The sequence below is a fragment of the Fibrobacter sp. UWT3 genome (assembly GCF_900230125.1).
Lineage (GTDB): Bacteria > Fibrobacterota > Fibrobacteria > Fibrobacterales > Fibrobacteraceae > Fibrobacter.
Genome location: NZ_OCSS01000003.1, coordinates 809,691 through 828,554, shown reverse-complemented (window position 1 = coordinate 828,554; position 18,864 = coordinate 809,691). Strand labels below are relative to the sequence as shown.

The window sequence follows — 18,864 nt, the reverse complement described above, 5'->3', positions numbered from 1 at the left end:
GCATCTATCTTTCGTCTATCGTCTTTCGTCTAAATGTGTACTGCTTGGCGCAACTTGTTCATCTCGTCGGCGGTAAGCTCGCGGAACTCGCCTGCGGGCAAGTCGCCCAGCTGGAGCTTGCAGTAGCTTACGCGCTTGAGGTCGCGAATCTCATACCCGATGGCGCGCATCATGCGGCGAATTTCGCGGTTCTTGCCCTCGATAAGCACGAGTTCCGCAAACCCGTTTTCGAGATACACGTCGGTCGCAAACGCGATTTCTTCTTGTGCGTTCGGGTCTTCGGGGTCACGGATGTCTACGCCGTCCACGAGTTTCTGCGCGGCGGCATCGCTCAGCGGGCGCGTCGTCCACACATAGTAACTGCGGGGGATTTCAAAACTCGGGTGCGTCAGCCGGTGCAGCAGTTCCCCGTCATCGGTAAACAGCAATAGCCCGCGGCTTTGCAGGTCAAGCCTTCCCACATACTTGAAGGATGCATACCCCGGCGGCAGGTAGTCATATACGGTGCGTCGCCCCTGCGGGTCATCTTTCGTGCACACGCAACCCGCGGGTTTGTGGAACATGATGACCTTCGTCTTCTTCGGGAGCGTCGCCTTCTTCCCGTCCACGAGAACCTCGTCCGTATTCTCGTCTACCTGGTGGCCCAGGTCCTTGACGGTAGCGCCGTTCACCTGCACGCGGCCTTCCTGCACGAGCGTGTCGGCTGCGCGCCTGCTTGCTATACCGCACAGGGAAATAAACTTGTTTATTCGCATCATGGTAAAATATCCGTGAGGTGCGTCCTAGTCTTCTTCGCCGTCCATCTGGATTTGCAGTTCCTTGAGTTTTCTCCAGAGTGTGGCGCGGCTAATGCCGAGCTTGCGGCAGACTTCGGTCTTGTTGTTCTTGCACACGCTCAGCGCATGCAGTATGTGCCTGCGTTCCACCTCTTCGAGCGAGAGGATTTCTTCGCTTGCATCTGTGTCGTGACTACCCTGCGTATCGCCACCCTGGATATGGATTGCGGGCGCGCTTTCGCCTGCGGGGAGCGCGAGCGTCTTCCCGTTCCCGTCCTTGATGTGCGGGATGGCGGGCATCTTTTCGCGGGCCTCTTCCTGCACGTTTTCGGGCAGGTCTTCGAGCCGGATAATTCCGCCTTCCGAAAGCACAATCGCGTGTTCCACGATGTTCTCGAGTTCACGGATGTTGCCCGGGTAGGGGTACTTGGTCAGCGCGTACTGGGCTGCCTGTTCTATATCGGTAATGTTCTTGCCGTGCGCTTCCTTGTACTTGAGGATGAAGTAACGGATAAGCGTGGGTATTACCGGCTTACGTTCGCGCAGCGGCGGGAGCGTGAGGTGGAACGTGTTCAGTCGGTAAAAGAGGTCTTCGCGGAACGAACCTTCGAGCATCGATGCCTGCAGGTCGCGGTTGGTAGCCGCAATGATGCGGATATCGAGGTAGCGCGCCTCGGTCTCGCCCACGCGGCGTATCTCGTGATTCTGCAAAAAGCGCAAGAGCTTTACCTGCGTTGCGGCAGAAAGTTCGCCCACTTCGTCAAGAAACAGCGTGCCGCCGTTTGCGGCCTCGAACAGGCCCTTCTTGTCGGCGGTGGACCCGGTGTACGACCCCTTCTTTGCGCCGAAGAGTTCGCTTTCGACCAGGTTTTCAGGAATTGCCCCGCAGTTGACCGCGATAAACGGTTCGCCCGCCCGCTTGCTGTAGCGGTGGATCACGTTTGCGAGGAATTCCTTGCCCGAACCGGATTCGCCGGTAATGAGCACGGTACTCGTGGTGGGGGCAATCTTGTAGACCGTCTTGAGAATCTTCCGCATCTCGGGCGTATCGCCCAGGAGGCTGTCCAGCACCTGCGATTCCATGAGCTGGTGCGTGGACTTGTTCTGCTGGAGGGTCTGGATTTTCTTTGCCGTCTCTTCCAGCTGGTTCACGGTGGTCGGCTTCATGAGGAAGCTGTTTGCACCGCGGTTGATGGCGCTCGTGGCGCCGGGCCAGTTCTTGTTGTCGCACAGGACAAAAATCTCTATGCCGGGATTTTTCTCCTTGAGAAAACTGACCAAGTCCATGTTGTCGAAGGTAAGGAGCGGAACCTCGATAAACGCGAGGTCTATCGGGTCGTTCTTTACCAGTGGCATCAAATTGTCCTTGTCGTCACAGAGGATAATCTCCGTGTCGTCCAGGTTCCAGGAACGTCGAATGTCGCTGATAAACTCCTTGTCGGAATCAGCAATCAGGATGTTCATCGGCATGGATTACTGGTGGCTTTTGATGATTTCTTCGACCTTGTCGCGGAACTGCTGGATGTCGATGGGCTTGTTGAACGTGCATGCCACGTCGAAATGCTTGGCGGTGAGCAGGTAGTCGTCTGCAGCAGTACGTCCGCCGGCACTCACGGCGATGGTGCGGTCACTCATGCCCATGCGGCGCAGGTCCAGAATGACCTCGTAGCCGTCCACGTCGGGCATAATGATGTCGGTCACGATGACATCGTACTTCTTGTTCTGGTACAGGGCCTTCGCTTCCTTACCGTTGCTTGCGGTTTCTACTTCGTACCCTTTAACCTCGAGAGCGGTTTTCATCATCAGGTTGAACTGCTCGTCATCGTCGATAATCAAGATGGTGGACATTACGCATCCTCCGTTTTTTCGTTTGCTAGATTCCAATATAGATTAAATTTGGTGCCCTTGCCGAGGGTGGTGGTCACTGTGAATCGCCCATTGCCGTCTTTTAACAACCTAAGCGCCGAAGAAAGCCCGAGCCCGAGCCCTTCGCCGGGCGATTTTGTGGTGAAGAACGGCGAAAAGATGCGTTCCAGCGTGTTGGAATCCATGCCCGAGCCCGTGTCGGCAATCGTGAATTTCGCATAAATTCCCTTTTCGATGGGGTCCGAGAAGGGGTGTGTAATCTTGCGCTTGACCTCTTCGCGTTCGAGCGCGAACGTGAGGGTGCCGCCGGTCTCCTTCATGGCGAAGATGGCGTTGTTCGCGAGATTGCTCAATATGCGGTCGAGCGCCGCGGGCAGGCAGACGATTTGCAGTTCGTGGTCGAGATTTTCGGCCGAAATGTGGATGTTTGCGGGGAGCGTGAGCGAAAGTTTCTTGATGACGTCCTCGATGATGAGAAACGGCGAGAACTGTACGGGCTTCGGGGCGATGGATGTCTCGTTGCGGATGGCGCTCAGCACCTGGTTCACGGAATCCTTCGCCTTGTTTGCCGCCTTGTTCGCTTCGGCGATGAGTTCGCCTGCCTTGTTTATGCCCTTAAGCGTTGTTTCGGGAACGCCGTCTGTCGGAGCGTTCTTGAGAAGCTCCTGCGCGAGTTCGCAGAATCCGATCTGGGCGCCGATACTGTTCTTGTAGTCGTGCGCAAAGCCGCCGAGCATGGTTCCCAGGTCTTCGAGCCTCGAATGGATTCGCTTCTGCTCGCTCAACATGTCGCGCTCGCGTTCAAGCCGCTTCTGCTCGGTCATGTCCTGCTTTAGCCCGATAATCTTGTACGGCTTTTGCCCCGCGATAATCGGGATGAACTGCACGTTGTAAATGAATACCGGCTTGTTGTCGCGGATAAGTATGTTCGCTTCTTCCTCGGTGATTTCTTCGTGGTGCTCGTTCTCGTAGCTGGTATGTATGTTCGAAAGCCCGTTGTTCCGTGCCTGCATTTCGCGGTAAGAAATCTTGCTTGGCGAGTCGGTGGTCTGGATAAGGTTCCCGCGGGACCTGATGTCCATAATGTTCTGCGTCATGTAAACGCCCTGCTCGTTCTTGGACCAGAACTGGAACGGGAGTGCGTTGATGAGGGTAGAACTGAAGTTGTTCTGCTCCTTGAATTTCTTTTCGGAATTGTCGAGACGGTCCTGGTAGCGGATGAGGTCCTTCTTGTATTCCGTGAACTGGCTGTTCAGCGTCTTGATGCGTTGCTGGTAGAAAAGCGATTTTGTCTGGTCGCTCAATAGCAGGAACCACATGAACGTCGAAAGCGTGGTTCGGTATTTGTATAGGGACGTGTTGAAGGTATGGACTTCGTCGTTAATCTGGATTTTTTCGTTCTCGCGGAAGATTTCGTTTTCAAGGAGGATGTTTGGAATCAGGTCCTGGATGCGGTGCATCTTCATTTCGGATTCTGTCATGCGGAACAGGAGCTGCGCGGCGGAATTGCTGCTATTTATTCTCCCGTCGGGCTGGAAGGTGAATACGCAGTCGCTCAGCTGGTTCATAAGGCTTTTCATGAGCCAGTTCGAACTCTTGTTCTTGAACGAAATGGACGTGAAGTACTGCCCGCAAAGGATGGCGAGGAATATGCACGAATACTGGTGGAACTGCAAGAATACGGGGGGATTGCCGTTGACGTTGAAACTGCACGAAACGGGAAGCACGTAGTCCAGTAAAAAAGAGAACAGCACGAAGAACGTGAAACTGGTTGTCGCGTAAAAGTTGATTTGTATGACATCCTTGCTGCTTGTTTGCAGGGTGTTTCGTGTCAGCTTGAATATGGTAAGGACTAGGTTCGGTACAACGAAGATAAAGAACAGGATGGAATAGACCTTGAAGTACGGGAATTCCTGGAATGGCCTGATCCCGAGAATCGTGAATTGCGTGAAGAACGATTCGTTGAGGCAGAAAATGGTTGTTACCGCAATGACGTTTGCTGCCCCCAGCGCGTTCAAGAGCCGCCAGAAGTTAGAACGGCGCAACATGAGGGAATCTGCGCAGATATGGTAGATGGCGTTGCCCGCCTGCACCCATGCGATTGCCTGCACGCCAAACAGAATCTTTGCGGCGAGGGAAAATTCCGTGCCGCCGAAGAATATGCCGCCCACAAGGCTTGAAGCGTTCCAGAAGATGCAGATGAGCATCAGCTGGTAAATTGCTTTCGGGAAGCGCTTGAGTCCGGTCTTTTGCCCCAATATGGTGGGGAAGGCGAACGTCAGCAGGAGAGCCGTTGCCGAAAAGATAATCGTAATGGGTGAATTTGTAAAGAGAATCTCGTGCAAAGGCTATCCCACCGATAGTTGTTACTTGAGTCGGCGTATGCCGAAGGTCTCAGTCTTATCGTAAGAATTCGATGTGTTGAAACGTTCCTTGTTTTTCTCGTCCTGGTTGGGGTTCGGGTAGAACTTGCATTCCAGTTCAGCCTTGTAGATGTAGGCTCCCGTGCCCACGGCCCTGCCTTGCTGTGAGCGGATACCTCCATTGGGGGCGTTCACCCATTCCACAAAGAACTGGATTTGTAGTTTTTTTAATAGTGGGTTCATGAACAACCATATTCATTACCGGTTAAGTTAAAATATATCCTTTTTTCTTGTTAAGTGGTATACCCTTGTGGTCTAGGCAGCCTGTTTTGACAGCCTATATTCCACCGGTGTCATGTAACCGAGCGAACTATGGAGCCGTTTCCGGTTGTAGAACAGCTCGATGTACCTGAAAACGGCCTCCCGCACGTCTTCGATGTCCTTGAAGTCTCGCCTGTAGGCCATCTCCTTCTTGAAGCTTGCGAAGAAGCTTTCCATGCAGGCGTTGTCGTAGGGGCAGCCCGGGGCGCTCATCGAGGGCGTTATCCCATTCTCCGAGAGCATCGTGCGGTAGCCCATGCTGCTGTACTGCACGCCACGGTCGGAATGGAAGATTAGTCCGTCGTGATGGCCGCGTTGCATGATGGCATTGGACAACGCGCGCTTGACAAGTTCCGTGTCGATGTTCTTGCTCACGGCATAACCCACCGCCTCCTTGTTGCATAGGTCAAGTACCACGGCAAGGTACACCCAGCCAAGCGTAGTCTTGACGTAGGTGATGTCGCCGGCCCAGACGGCGTTCAGACTGTCGGGATCGAACTTCCGCTGCACCAGGTTCTCGCTGTACATGGAGTCACATTTGCCCTTGCGGTAGGGTTTCCATTTCTTGAGCGTGACCGGATAGAGACCGTTCTCGCGCATGATGCGGCGCAGTTTCCACACCTTTACCTCGTCACCCTTGTCATGGAGTGCCGCCTGCATCTTCGGGCAACCGTACACGCGGTGGTTTTCTTCGAAGGTGTCGCGGACCTTCTGGACAAGCCGTTCTTCGCGGGCCTTCTTCTCGGCACGTTTTTCCTGCTGGCGCGACCACTGGTAGTAGGAACACTGCGGTATTCCTAGGGCTCTGCACATCTTCCTGACTGAGTATTTCTTGCGGTTCACGTGTATCGCCTCGCATTTCAGTCGTGTGGTCGCATAAAGATGTGCAGGGATTTTTTTAGGATCTCTACCGTCTCCTTCTCGTCCGCAAGCTCCTTTTCACGCTTCTTCAGGAGTTTTTCCAGTTCCCTGTTCTTGGCGGCGAGTTCCTCGACGGACACCTTGCGGATTCGCCGTTCCTCGCGGTAGCTCGGCAGGTTGTGTTCCTTGCGGTACTCGTTTACCCACCGACCGACTGTATTGGGCCCGATTCCGAGTTCCTTGGCTATTTGGTTTGCTGACTTTTCGCCTTTCAGGACCAGCTTGATGACCTGTTCCCTTGTCTCGGAGCTATAGTTGATTTTTGCCATTGTTTTACCTTTTGGGGGTTGCGCAATGAATATAGTAGCTTATGCTACCCTCTTATTAAACTCCTGCATGGTCCAAACGTCACCTTGTTGTTCGCCGAGTAGTAAACGTCAGAATCTACGGTGAATGTGCCTGAGGCACGGTTCACGAAGTTGCCTAGGTTCGAGTATATGGGTATGCTGTACTTCACCTTGAGGCTTCTCCAGTAGGCCGGCTGGCTCAGCGGGCCGCCACGCGGTACGGTGAGGTCCATGGTCCATACGGCTCCCGTAAGCGGCGTTACCAGCGTGTCGATACCCGTCTGCACAACTGCACCGTCTTCGATGCGGTCAAGCTTGTGGGTCGCCGGGTTCACCACGTAGACGTTTATCGTCTTCTTGCTCGGGATAAGCGACGGCGTTGCGGCAGAAACTGTCGTTACCTGGCTTGCGAGATGGATATCGAACTTGATTTTCGGGTTGCCCTCGCCGCCGATAGTGACCTTCGGATTGTTCTCTGCCGGGCGGTTGCCGTTCTTGTCCATGAACGCGCTCGCTGTTTTCGGGGCAAGATTGATGCGGTCGCCTTCCATGACGGCCGATGCCGCGTCGGAGGTAAACAGTGCATTGAGGGTTGTCCCGCCGTTGCTCAGGCTCCAGCCTATAAGGTCTATCTTGGATATGTTCATGAGGTTGCGCTCGCGCACGTAGAGAATCGCTGTCGAATCGACGGTTGTGACGGGCTCGCTCAGGTACACGTTGAGCACCTCGTAGTTTGCAGAGTTCAGGCTTGCCGATACGAATACGGGGCCGGCGAGGTCTTCTGCAAGTACTGTTGCCGTTTCGTAGGCGGCTCCGGTACCGAGATGTTCTATCACGAGGCCCGCACCCACGAGGAGTTTGCCGTTTAGGGTGTCTTCGTAACTGCCGTTCGTGTTGCCCAGCATAAACGGTACAGGCAGGTCGAACGAACTCGACATCTGGTCGGCATTCAGCATGAACTGGGCCTTGCGCACGGTGAGCGTTTCGGGAGTGGAGCTGCCGAAGACAATCGAGATGGAATCCGGATAGTGCTTTGCGTCTACCGCCTGCAGGAACTGGATTTCGATATGTTCTGCAAGTCCGTCTTCGTCCAGGTCAGAGATGCTTGCGTAGGTCATCGGAATCGGGCGAATCTTCAGCACGACATCTACCACCTTCGGGGCGCAGGGGCCAATGCCGTTGCCCGCGAGATCCTTGATAGTTGCCGTGGGCGAGAGCGAAGCCTTCATGCCTTCGGTAACGAGCGAGCCTCCGCCTGCGTCGAAGTCGATTTCGAATTCCCAGATGTTCTGCGCCTCGTTGTAGAGCTTTACGCCCTTCACGTGTGCAGGAATATTGGCCCCGTCAATCATGAGCGGCCATTCCGGCGAAGGTTCCTTCACGGGTTCGCTGAACTGGATATAAACGAAGTCGCTTGTTGCGGTAGAAAGCCTTTCGAGTACAGAAACGGACTCGAGATTAGGCGGAACGCCATCCCTGTAGAAGTCGGCGGATTCCTTCTTGCCATCCTTCGTGTTGCTTACAAGCGTGATGCTTCCTTCGGGGTTCGTGTTCACGGTGGCGCCCGTGAGGTTTGCACCCACGATGATGTCCCTGCCGTTCTGCGAAATCAGGTTCGTGCTCGTGACGGTATCGCCAGCGTAGGTAAACTTGATGGAGTTGAACGACTGGTTGTCTGCTGCGATGTATTCGTTGGAAAGCGTAATCTGCATGGCATCGGGAATGTCGTCGCAGTCGGTATCGACCATGAGGGCGTTGTCGATAATCGGCCAGGGCGGCAGGTCTTCGATGATAAGCGGAACCGTTGCCGGAATGTAGTTGAACTTGGACGTGTTGTTTCCGGTGGCCTTCAAGATTGTGGTGGTCGGCTTGTCGGAGGATAGGTAGAACACTGCCTCGCCCTTGATGATGTCGATGTGCTCGACCGGGGTTGTGGACGTGGGCGAAGTGTAGAACTTCGCGAAGCCGGATTCAGAAGTGAGCAGCACGCTGATGGGGTCAATCTTCAGGATTTCGAGGTTCGAATCGAGTAGTTCCAGGTGGACTTCGACCATCCTGCCCGTATAGACGCGCACCGTATCGACGGTGAACTTGAGGTAACGAATTTCGGGCGGAATCGTGATGGAGTCGACTTCCACGTTGCTGCGGACCACGGTGCAGGCGCAATCATACTTGTTTTCTGCGCTCTGGTTCGCACCATGGTTGTGCCAGCTGACCCATTCCATGTAGTTGTTGCCGTAAGAAAGCGTCGTGTCCAGCAAGAAAATCAGCGAATCCTTGCGCGTGTCGGGCATGTACATGGTGTGTTCGAAGTAGGAAGTTCCGTTCATTTCGAGGTCGTCGAGGACGCCCATCGGGGATACCTTGCTGGTGCCGCTGTAGCGTGCTTCATAGCCTTCCTGTTCGATAGAGAAGGCGGGGCTTGTAAAAGGCGTTTCGAAGTTGATTGTGACGGTGCGGTGGATCTGCGGTCCTGTTTCGGGAGTGTAGTCCGCTCCGTAGCCATAGATGTGCTTGCCGTGGTAGTACACCGGAATGTACGGGTCACGCGTGAAGCCTACGACCTTCACGCCCTGCGAGTTTGTTTCGAGCTGTGAAGTTTCGGAACCGGTGAAGTACGGCGCCTGCGTGAGGTCTACACCATTGAAATCTTCGGGAGCGTTTTCGCCCGTGTGTGCGGTGAGCGACCATGCCTGCGTATCGAAATCTGCATACGTGGTGGTGAGCCACTTGACCTGGAATATGATGCGGCCCGAAACGTAGAGCTTGCTCTTGACCGTGATGGGCATGTAGTACTGCCCCACGCCATCGGGTGTAGGCGTCCCGAAGGTGAGTTGCGGCATGCCGACCACAAGACCGGTGCCGTCGAATACCTGACCGATGTAGCTGACCGGCGTTTGTATGTTTGTGTTGTTGCCCAGATACAGACGGAGTTCGAAATCCTCGAACACGAGCGTATCGTTGTTGTCGATTTCGATAATGAAGTCGCCACATTTCTGCCAGCCGTTAGACGGAGAGCAGTTGCTTGTATTCTGGTAGGCGCTGGGCTTTATCCACACGTCCAGATCGGCGTATGTCGCGTAGGCTTCGGTGGTAAAACTGTATTCCTCGGATTTTGCCGCACCCGAAGATACGGTAAAGTAATACGTGGTTCCCGGTTTGAGGTCGGTGAGCTTTGCCTCGTGGAAGAGTACCGCTCCGCCTTCTGCGGCCTGTGCTTGCGTATATGAACTAGGAGATGTACCGTAGTTCACGACGCCGTTCATGCGGTCGCTAGACCACCAGTATATCTTTGCACTCCTGTTGTCCACCTGGCAGATAGTGACTCCGCTGATGGACGTCATCTTGGGCGTCATGGTGAACTGGTACCACTGACCGTGATTGTTGTCGGTCGTGAGGTTGTGCTTCGTGTCCATGCCCTCGAGGAAGAAGTAGTAGGTCTTGTTCGGGGTGAGGCCTGTGAGCGTTACGGCACCGCCCTTCGATGCTGTAGTCTGCTGTACGGATAGTGTCGCGGATTCATCGGGGGATTCCGCATAGAATACGGTCACGAGGGCGACTTCGTTGGCATCCCAGCTTACGATTGCCTCGGTATCCGAAATCGGGGTGCCTGCGATGTTGCTGAACAGAGGGCCTTCGTTGTCGATAGGGAGCGTTTCTGCAAAGCTTTGTGCCGGAATCAGAAGTTGTACTGAGAAGTCGATACAGGTTTCCGTTGCGGTATAGTCGCTCCAGTCTTCGAGCAATACTGCGGTAGGTGCCGCACCGCCCATGAGGGCGCCGCGCGGGCACTTGTACTTGTAGGGCATGCCGCCTGCATTGTAGCCGTCCGGATTGGCCGCGCGGTTATGCGGGTGGTTCGAGTTCTTGTCGCCCACGCCCATCAAGAAGGAAATATCCCACGGGTTTGCGCCCAGGTTGTAGTAGATGTTGTCGAGGGCCAAATTCTTGTAGGCTTCCTTTTCTGCACCCGGGGGCAAGAGCTCAGAAAGCATGAAGATGGCGTTTGCTGCACCCATGTTGTAGCGGTTGAAACCCCAGGCGCTCGAAGTCCATACGAGGTTATACGGCCCGTCGGAGGTGACCTGCCCGAAGCGGTTCTTGTAGATGAGGTTTGAACCCTGCGAGCCGTCGTCGGTAAGGCGGCGCAGGCAGTTCGTGGCGCGCTGTATGAGCGTGTCGCGTTCCAGTTCGCCCACGTTGTAGTATTGCGCGGTTTCCTTGTCCTTCAGGATGAGTTTCACGAACGAGAAGAGTACGTAGGAATGGATGTTCTCGAAGTCTGTTGCCCATCCACCTGGAGTAAAGCCACTTTTGAGTCCGAGGAATCCGCCCTTGAAGTACGGGCCCGCATCATCGGGTTCGTTGTTGTAGCCGTAGTTCGTGGAGTTGTCGTTGATTTTCAGGTCTTTGTACAGGTCGAACTGGTAAGAGGTATCTGCAGTGGCGAACCACAGGGCGAGTGCGGCAGCGGCGGCGTCGTCAATCATGTTCGTTTCGCTAGTGCCGCCCGGGTAGAAGCCTCCCAATTCATCCGTGTTGGTGTAGTGTCCGCCGTAGCCGTAGGTCTGCGGTTTCAGCACGTTCTTGTAGATGTCCTTGGCAGCCTCGATAAGCGAGTCGGCATATACCGGGTCGTACGGGTACCAGCCCATGGCGAAGTATGCAAGTGCTGCCGCGAATACGCCCGAGTTTGTTCCCGCTCCCTTGGCCACGTGACGGTCCGGACCGCCCTTTGAATGGGGTTGCGCATCCTGCTTTTCGGGCACATCCCAGAACTGGTGATCTTCGCTGCCGACGGCGATGGAATGGTACATGTCGTGCTGGGCGATAAGGCCGTCTTCCTTCGATGCCTTGTAGAGCTTGTAGATGTAGTCGGCACCGATCTTGGCTTCGTACAGAATGTCGGGGTAGCCGTCCGGGATTGTGTCGCCGTAGGAATGTCCATAGCGGTCTTCTGCCTTGTCCTGGTACACGAGGTAGGTCATCGCAAGAGCATAGGCCGTATAGCTGAGCGTTTCGGAAACCTTGAAGTGGTCACCGCAGTCGTGCCATCCGCCGGTGAGGTCGTGCCCGATTTCGGAACCGTCCTTCAGGTGACAGGGGGCATGCAGGTGCGAATCCGTGTTGCCGCAGCGCTGGATGCCGAAGAACTTGAGCGAGTTCTCGAGCACGGCGTTGAATATGGAGGGGTGCACGTGGAACGTGGCCGAGGTATCGTGCCCGTTCACGATGAAGTATTCGCCGATGGCGGTCAGGTTCGTGAAGTCTGCCTTGTAGAGCTTTTCTGTATTTCTGCTTGTGGAATCCTTGCTACCGAATTCATAGAGCGCGTCGAGCGAGTTGAACGCACCGTTCACCCATATATTCGGCTTCGGTGCTGCGGCATCGATAAGCGTGAGGTTTGAGTTCCCCACATCGATGACCTGCTTCGTATTCGCATCGACCACCTTGAACGTCATGTCCGTCGGGTCGGCCACGTAGGCGTACTTGTTGTCCTGCGGCCTAAAACCCGCTTGGTTCACGCGGATGGGCCTGCGGTTGTACACGTTCAACGAGTCGAGGTACCTGCGGTCGCAATCCTTGCAGGTGCGGTCGATTTCCGGGAGTTGTGCCATGGCGTTCACGCACAGCACTTCTCCCAAGATGAACGAAATAGCGAACAATCTTTTCAAGTACTTCAATTTCAACTTTCCTTCTTAAATAACTTCATCAAAAAACTTGTATCCAGTCTATTTCTTCGCACGCTTGAACCCGAAGGTCTTCGTGGTGTTGTCCGTCGTCTTGATAACATCACCCTTCTTGTAAGACGTGCTTCCGTCTTCGTTGGTTGTCGGTTCGTCGGCGACGTATGTCGCCTTCGCATCGAAATCGAACTTCGCGATGTAGGCACCCGTGCCGAGTTTCTTGCCGCTCTTGCTTGCGGGGGAACCATCCGGTGCCATCCATTCGAGGTTCAGCTTCAATACACCGTCTTCCGTAATCTTGTCGTAGCCGATATCCTTCATGTTCATGCGGATATCCTGCTTGGCGATAAACTGCCCGAGGTTGTCGTAGACGTTCATCGTGAACCGGATGACGAAATCGAAGATGGGCTTCCCGAAGTCGTCGGTCTGCAGGGCCGAAGGCATCGTGATATCCACGATAAACTGCGGGCCGGCGTGCTTGTAGGAATTCGTGTCGAGTACGGTTGTTGTCGGGATAACGGTTCCGTCAACAAGCTTCGTGAGCAGCTCTGTCCCGTTCGGGTTCATGATGGTCGCGCGGAAGATTTCGTTTTCGCTTACGGCGGTTCCCATATACGGAACTTCACGAGGCGGCTTGGTAACATCGCTTGCGAGCGTGACCTTGAACTTTGTCTTTTCGGCGGTGGCGCCAGAGACGATAACCCACGGGTTGTTTATGGTGGGGAAGTTGCCCGCCTTGTCCTTGTAGCGCGAAAGTTCCTTGATGGGCACGAGCCTGATATAGTCGCCGATGCGTACAGCGCCTTCGGATTCCTCGGTGTAACCGAAGTTTTCCTTCACGTCCTGCTTTGTCGATACGGAGAGCGGCTTCAGATAGATGCCTTCCTGCGAACTGCGCTTGCGTTCGATGTATTCCAGCGCCGGATTGTCGATGACAACGAGCGGTTCGGACATGGTCGCTTCGAGGAACTCGTAAGCGCCGGCAGAGGTCTTTGTCGCCTTCACGATGATGGGCGGGCACTTGTCGATGAGTGTCGCGTTCGTGGCATCGAGCAGGCTCTCGATCGGTCCCTTGCGGGGGAGGATTGCTCCGTTGCCGCCGCTGGATCCGTAGGTCATGTTCTTGAACAGGTCTCCCTGAATCTTGATCGTGAACGCGCTGTGTTCGGATTGCACGGAATCCCAGCCGAGGGTGTCGACCTTGGGAATGAACGTGGAATCCTGCGTGGTCTGGTACTGTGCGCACTTCTGCGATACGGTTGTAGAGATGGTATCTATCCTCAGGAGCGTGCTGTCGGCCTTGATGGTTTCCTCGGCATCGACGTAGGTGTAGGTGTAGACCTTCTGCGTTACGTAGGTCGTGTCGTCCTTGAAGTCGATGCAGGTCTTCTTGGCGGTTCCCTTTATCCAGGTTCCGTTTGCGGAATCCAGCTTCGTAATGGCGACAGGAGTCTTTTCGCCATAGACCGTGGTAATGTCCCAACCGCCGGCAGGGATTGCGAACGGTACGTATGTAGAGGGGTTGCCCCAGTACACATCGACCGTGTCGGGGATGTTCTTGTCCTTGAGCACGCGCACGAACTCGATGTAGATTTCATCGGGCTGGCCGTCACCTTCGAGGTCGGTTATGGTCGCGTAGTGCACGGGCACGGGGCGGCTCGATTCGATGATGGTTACCGGAGCGCATGTGGCGAGCGTGTTTGTCGCCATGTCGGTCACGTTGAATGCGGCATCGATTTGTGCACGGAAACCGGGCTTCACCAAGTTACCACCGGCATTTCCCTGAATCACGTACATCCAGCTCTTGCCTTCGTCGCTTGTCGTTGCCGAAATCACGCGGATGCCGGCTTGCACCACTTCAGATGTTCCGTCATAGACGGTCAGCGGCCATTCTGTCTTGGAAGGCAGGTTGATGGGTTCGGAGAAGCTAACCTTGAGCGTGTCGTTTTCATTCTCGTGGTTCTCGTTTTCGAGAATAGAGACGCTGACGAGCTTGGGCTTGACGGCGTCGGTAATGGTGGCGGACGACATCTGCTGCTTGCCATCTTCACGCATGTAGACTGTCACCAAGCCCTTCGGGTTTGCAAGCCCGACAAGGGAATCCGCGAACGTGAATGTTGCCGTAGCGCCGACTACCGGAGCGGCCGGAGTCAGCATGAACGACCTTTCTGCAGAATTTGCGGAGGTGAGCGTTACCTCGACGCTGTCCAGGATGTTCCTGGTTCCGTCGAACTGGCTTCCGCTGAATTCAATGCTCAGGGTGTTTTCCGTGACGGCATCGCCGGTAATGGTGCACACGTCGCTAGCAATAAGCGCCTTCTTGGGGTCGGGTCGGGTCGGCTGCGAGTAGAAGTAAACGGAGTCGCGTTCCTCGTCGTCGGCAGGGTCTTGGTACTTGACCCAGATGGTATCGCCACCCAGGAAGTTCACATTGGGGAGACCCGCTTCGCTCGTCGATGCCTTGAGCCATTCGCCTTCAAAGTAGCCCAGCGCGTCGTTGGTGCGGCTCAGAATGACTTCGGTAGAATCGCCCGTGCGGGAATTGAACAGCTTCACGGGCATGTTCGCGTTGTTCTTGTTGTCCTTGTCGCGCAGCTGGATCTGGAACTGGAGAGAACCGTCGATCGGGGCGGGGCTCGTTACCGAACTGCCATCCTTCTGCACCAGCAGGAGCTTGCCCTGCGTGCGGTCGCCCTTGCTGAACTGTACATAGTAGGTGCGGTTCACGAACGCGCATCCGCCATTCTCCTGGCATTCGGCGCATTCGGGGTTCGGGCCTGCGAATATGGTCACGTCCACCTTGTTGGTACCGATTGTCATCTTTGCCGGGATATTCAGGTCGAATCGCCCGGTCTCGTAGTTATAGACCGCAGCCTTCGTGAGCTGTTCCTTCGAGAGGGCAACGCCGTTTACCCAGATGGCGTTCACGTAACCGCTTTCCGAAATCAGGGCGGTACCCGTGAGGTACATCGTGCTCCTTGCGGAATCAATCTGCACGTAAGACCCGTTAGATACGTTGAACGGCGGGTTAAATGCCACGGTCATGTCGTAGTGGGCGCGCTTGGTGGTCATTTCCTTGTAAGAGGGGCTGAAGCCGGAGATGAACTCGTCCTTGCGGTAGACTACGATGTAGGGGTTGATGGGAGCCTGTTCGAAGTCGCCCTGGTCCTTGTCCCATGCGGGCACGCCTTCGTAGTCGGCGCCGTCCACGTCGCGCTTGTGGGCCGCCCACGACCAGTCGGGAGAATTACCGCCGGTCACGAGGCGCTTCTTTGCGGGGGTACGCAGGGTTTCGCACATGTTGTTCTGGTAGATACCGCTCGAGAACCCGAGGTCGATACGCATACGCGAGGACGACTTGATGGTCGTGCCACCCAGCGGTACCGGGATGTACCAGTCGTATTCGCCCGTTGCCGGGTTGTAGGTGTCTTCAAGCTTTACGGGTACTGCATGGCGCAGGTAGTAGCGCAGCGAGTCGTCTACGCTTTCGCCGGCCTGGTTCACGCAGGGGCGGTTGAAGCCCGCTTCGTCGTAGGCCTGGCAAATATCTTCGTCCACGAGCAGCGGGCAGGTACCCGGCTGGTTGTTCTGCCCGGGCTGTGCCTCGATGTCTTCGGGTTTTGCGGTCACGTAGAATCGCAAGGTCAGTTCGTTGAACGCGCGGTCCTCGTTGTTGGTGAGGTTCAGGTTCAAGAAGTCCATCCCGCCGAACTCGTACTGGTACACGCTCACGTCGAAGTCGTAGTGCGTCACGGGGGTGGTAAACTTGAGCGGCATGCCGTTATCGTCGGTACAGCGCTGCACGCCGTTGCTTTCCACGCAGTAGTAGTATGTCGTCTTTTCCTTGAGCTTGCCAATCTTCACGTAGTGGAAGCTGGTCGGGATTCCCGAAACGTCGGCATTGCCGTTGATGTCGCAAGAGCCCGTTCCCGATACGGGGCAGGTCATCTTGTCGTAGCTTGTGAGTGTCGTATCCCAGTAGACCTTGGATTCGTACTGGCCGTTCGGGGTGTACCACATGATCTCGGCGCTGTCGGAACTCAGGTTGCAGACCTTCACGTTCTGGATGTCGGCAGGCGCCGGCGGGCTCACGAGGGTCGTGAACGTGAACGGGGTTGTAGTGCTGTCGACGAGCCACTTGGTGGCATACGCCTCGCTCCGGATGTTAATCGCAATGACCTTGAAGTAGTAGGTGGTGCCGTTCTGCAGGCCGGTCAGGTGAATCTCGTGGCTCACGCCGTTCACGGTATCCTTCGCGGGGATATTGAACGGGCCGGTCTCGTTCGTGCTGTAGAGGATCATCGCGGGGCCGCGCATGTCCTGGGTAACCTTCACGATGGCGGAATCGTAACCCACGTAGCGGATTTCCACGTTAATCTGCGAGGGGGCGCGGTTGCGGTCCTCTTCACGGACGGCAACGGCGCACGATGCCACGAACATTGCCGTAGCGTCGATACAGGTTTCGGAGAGGTGGTAGTCTTCCCAGCTGAGGGTTGAGGGCGACCAGGCATTCTCGGTACCCGGGGTCACGCCGCCGAACAATGCGCCGGTAGGCGGATTGTACTTGTAGCCTGCACCCGGCATGTTCTTGCCTTCTGGGTTGGAGGCACGGTGGTGCGGGTGGGCGTCGTTCTTATCACCCACGCCCAGCAAGAAGGAAACATCCCAGGGGTTCACGCCGAGCATGTAGTTGAGCTGGTTTATACCCAGTTGCTTCATTTCGGCGGAGTTCCAGTTCTGCATGCCCTTCTGCGGCAGGTTGATGCCTTCCAGGTCCTTGGTCACGTCGGAGTAAGCGAGCACTTCAAAGATATTGCCTGCCTGGTAGCGGTTGTAAATCCAGGTCTGGTCGGTCTGCATGTTGTACCACAGGTCGCCGAACGAAACAGGGGTCGGGCCGTTCAGGGTCGGGATAGTAATGCTCTGGGAACCGCTTCCGCTCAGGTAACTGATGTTGGTTCCGAGAATCAGGGCCACGTTTTCGGCGTAGGTCAGGCGTGTCTTGTCGTCGATACCGTACTTGAGGCCGGTTTCCTTGTCCTTCAGGAGCATCTTATAGAAACCGTACAGCGTGTAGGTGTAGGCGTTCGCCCAGCTCGTGTTCTTGCTGGACTTGCGCATGCCGTCACGGCTCCAGGCCATCCAACCGCCCTTGAAGAATCCGGTCGAGGCTTCCTGGGGCACGCCAATCTGCGTATCTTCCACGGCGTCGTTCAGGTAGTCCATCTTGCCGGTCTTTTCGTAGGTGGCGTAGTGGAGTGCGATAGCCGCAATGGCCAGGTCGTCATGGGATTCGTTGTTGCCGTTGTAGGCCGGGCTCGACCAGCCGTCGGCAATCGTGTTGTGCACGTAGGCCTTTCCGCCGTCGTAGGTTCCGGGGCCAAGGCTCTTTTCCTTGAGTTTCAGGTTCTTGGCGAAATCGTACATCTTCTCGGCAACCACAAGGCAGCTGTCTGCGAAGGGCTTGTCGTATGTCGCGTATTCCTTGCTCAAGATGGCGAGGCCCGCTGCAATCTGGCCCGAGATGTTGGAACCCAGTTCGCCCAGGCGGATGTCACGTTCGTGCGGCCCGCCGCGTCCGGTCAAGGTCGTCGGGAGGGCGTCCTGGTTTTCGGGTCGGCCCCACCATCCGTGGTCCGCACCGAAGTTTCCGATGGAGACCGCCATGTTGTCGATGACCCCGTTCGCGAAGGTGTAGGCGCGCATAAAAAAGTCCGCACCGTGCTTTGCCTCGCGCAGAATGTCGGGGATACCGTCGGTATTGATGGTTTCGCCCATGTTGTAGGCGTAGTGGTCCTCGTCGCGTTCCGGGCTAGAAGCCGCCATTACAGCGAGCACCATGAAGGCGTAAGCCTGGGTCTGGGATTCCTTCAAGTGGTCACCGCAGTCGTACCAGCCGCCCTGCAGGGCGCCTTCCTTGGGGGTGAACCCGGTAACGGCGCCGACACCCTTTACAAACTTGCCTGCACCGTCCTTGGTGTGGCTCGGCTTGTGGAACCAGGATTCAGAGTTGCCGGAACGGTTGATGCCGTAGAACTTGAGGGTCGCGTCGCGGACCATCGAGTAGACCTTGTCACTAATAATAAATGTAGCGGAATACTGGTTGAGCACCTTTACGCGGTAGCGGGTGTTCATCTCGAGGCCCGTTGCCTGGGTCAGGTTGCCGATACATACCTTGCCCGTGGGGCCCTCGGCGCTGGCGGTATAGCGTCCCTGGTCGTTTGTCGCGGCGTCGGTGCCCGCCTTGATATCCCAGCTCGAACCGGTCGACTTGCCGGTGTTGGTGAAAGTTCCTCCTGTAAAGACTTCGTTACCATCCAGGTCGACGACAGAGAAGTTCTCGCCACAGGTCCCGGCAGAAACATAGTAGAACTGCTTTTCAGGGTCTTCGGGCAGGTATCCCGCCTGGTTGATGCGGATACGGCCTATGCGCAGGTTCTGGGCGTCACGATATGCCTGGTTCAGTGAGTCGGGGATAATCCCGTTCGGCACAAAGTCCTGGGGCATCGAACCAATTTTAGGTACGGTATTGTGCTTCTTGCGGTTGGGCGTGTACTTGCTGAAACTTTCGACGGTACCGCCATTGTCGGTCGCGGCAGTATCCCACTTCATGGGCCAAATCGGTCTAATCAAATCATAAGGT

At 55.7% G+C, this 18,864-nt stretch carries 9 protein-coding genes; all 9 read right to left on the bottom strand.

The features are described from left to right. Positions 1-29 precede the first annotated feature (29 nt). The 9 genes from CRO08_RS15050 to CRO08_RS15010 all read right to left on the bottom strand — a co-directional run bounded on the left by CRO08_RS15050 (position 30) and on the right by CRO08_RS15010 (position 18,854). Complete coding sequence (locus CRO08_RS15050) at positions 30-758, bottom strand: pseudouridine synthase (protein ID WP_255252414.1); 729 nt, start codon at positions 756-758, stop codon at positions 30-32. 24 nt (positions 759-782) lie between these two features. After that, positions 783-2,246 carry a sigma-54 dependent transcriptional regulator gene (locus tag CRO08_RS15045; protein WP_255252413.1) on the bottom strand — a complete coding sequence of 488 codons (1,464 nt, stop codon included), beginning with the start codon at positions 2,244-2,246 and terminating at the stop codon, positions 783-785. A gap of 3 nt (positions 2,247-2,249) precedes the next feature. Further along, a complete protein-coding gene (locus CRO08_RS15040) occupies positions 2,250-2,624 on the bottom strand; it encodes a response regulator transcription factor (RefSeq protein WP_097036852.1) in 375 nt (124 codons plus the stop codon). Then, positions 2,624-4,987 (bottom strand): ATP-binding protein, encoded by a 2,364-nt coding sequence (locus CRO08_RS15035; protein WP_097036851.1) that lies wholly within the window; start codon positions 4,985-4,987, stop codon positions 2,624-2,626. Before CRO08_RS15035 ends, CRO08_RS15040 begins: the two co-directional genes overlap by 1 nt. A gap of 21 nt (positions 4,988-5,008) precedes the next feature. Then, complete coding sequence (locus tag CRO08_RS15030; protein WP_097036850.1) at positions 5,009-5,248, bottom strand: hypothetical protein; 240 nt, start codon at positions 5,246-5,248, stop codon at positions 5,009-5,011. A gap of 72 nt (positions 5,249-5,320) precedes the next feature. Continuing rightward, the gene (locus CRO08_RS15025) at positions 5,321-6,169 is read right to left on the bottom strand and encodes an IS3 family transposase (protein ID WP_176495013.1); all 849 of its coding nucleotides are present in this window, start codon (positions 6,167-6,169) and stop codon (positions 5,321-5,323) included. 17 nt (positions 6,170-6,186) lie between these two features. Beyond that, positions 6,187-6,516: a transposase gene (locus CRO08_RS15020; RefSeq protein WP_097034692.1), complete on the bottom strand. Its 330-nt coding sequence runs from the start codon at positions 6,514-6,516 to the stop codon at positions 6,187-6,189. Between the two features lie 44 nt (positions 6,517-6,560). Beyond that, a complete protein-coding gene (locus CRO08_RS15015; protein ID WP_141398411.1) occupies positions 6,561-12,209 on the bottom strand; it encodes a glycoside hydrolase family 9 protein in 5,649 nt (1,882 codons plus the stop codon). A gap of 57 nt (positions 12,210-12,266) precedes the next feature. Further along, positions 12,267-18,854, bottom strand: a complete 6,588-nt coding sequence (locus CRO08_RS15010; RefSeq protein ID WP_176495173.1) for a glycoside hydrolase family 9 protein — start codon at positions 18,852-18,854, stop codon at positions 12,267-12,269. Between the last annotated feature and the right edge of the window lie 10 nt (positions 18,855-18,864).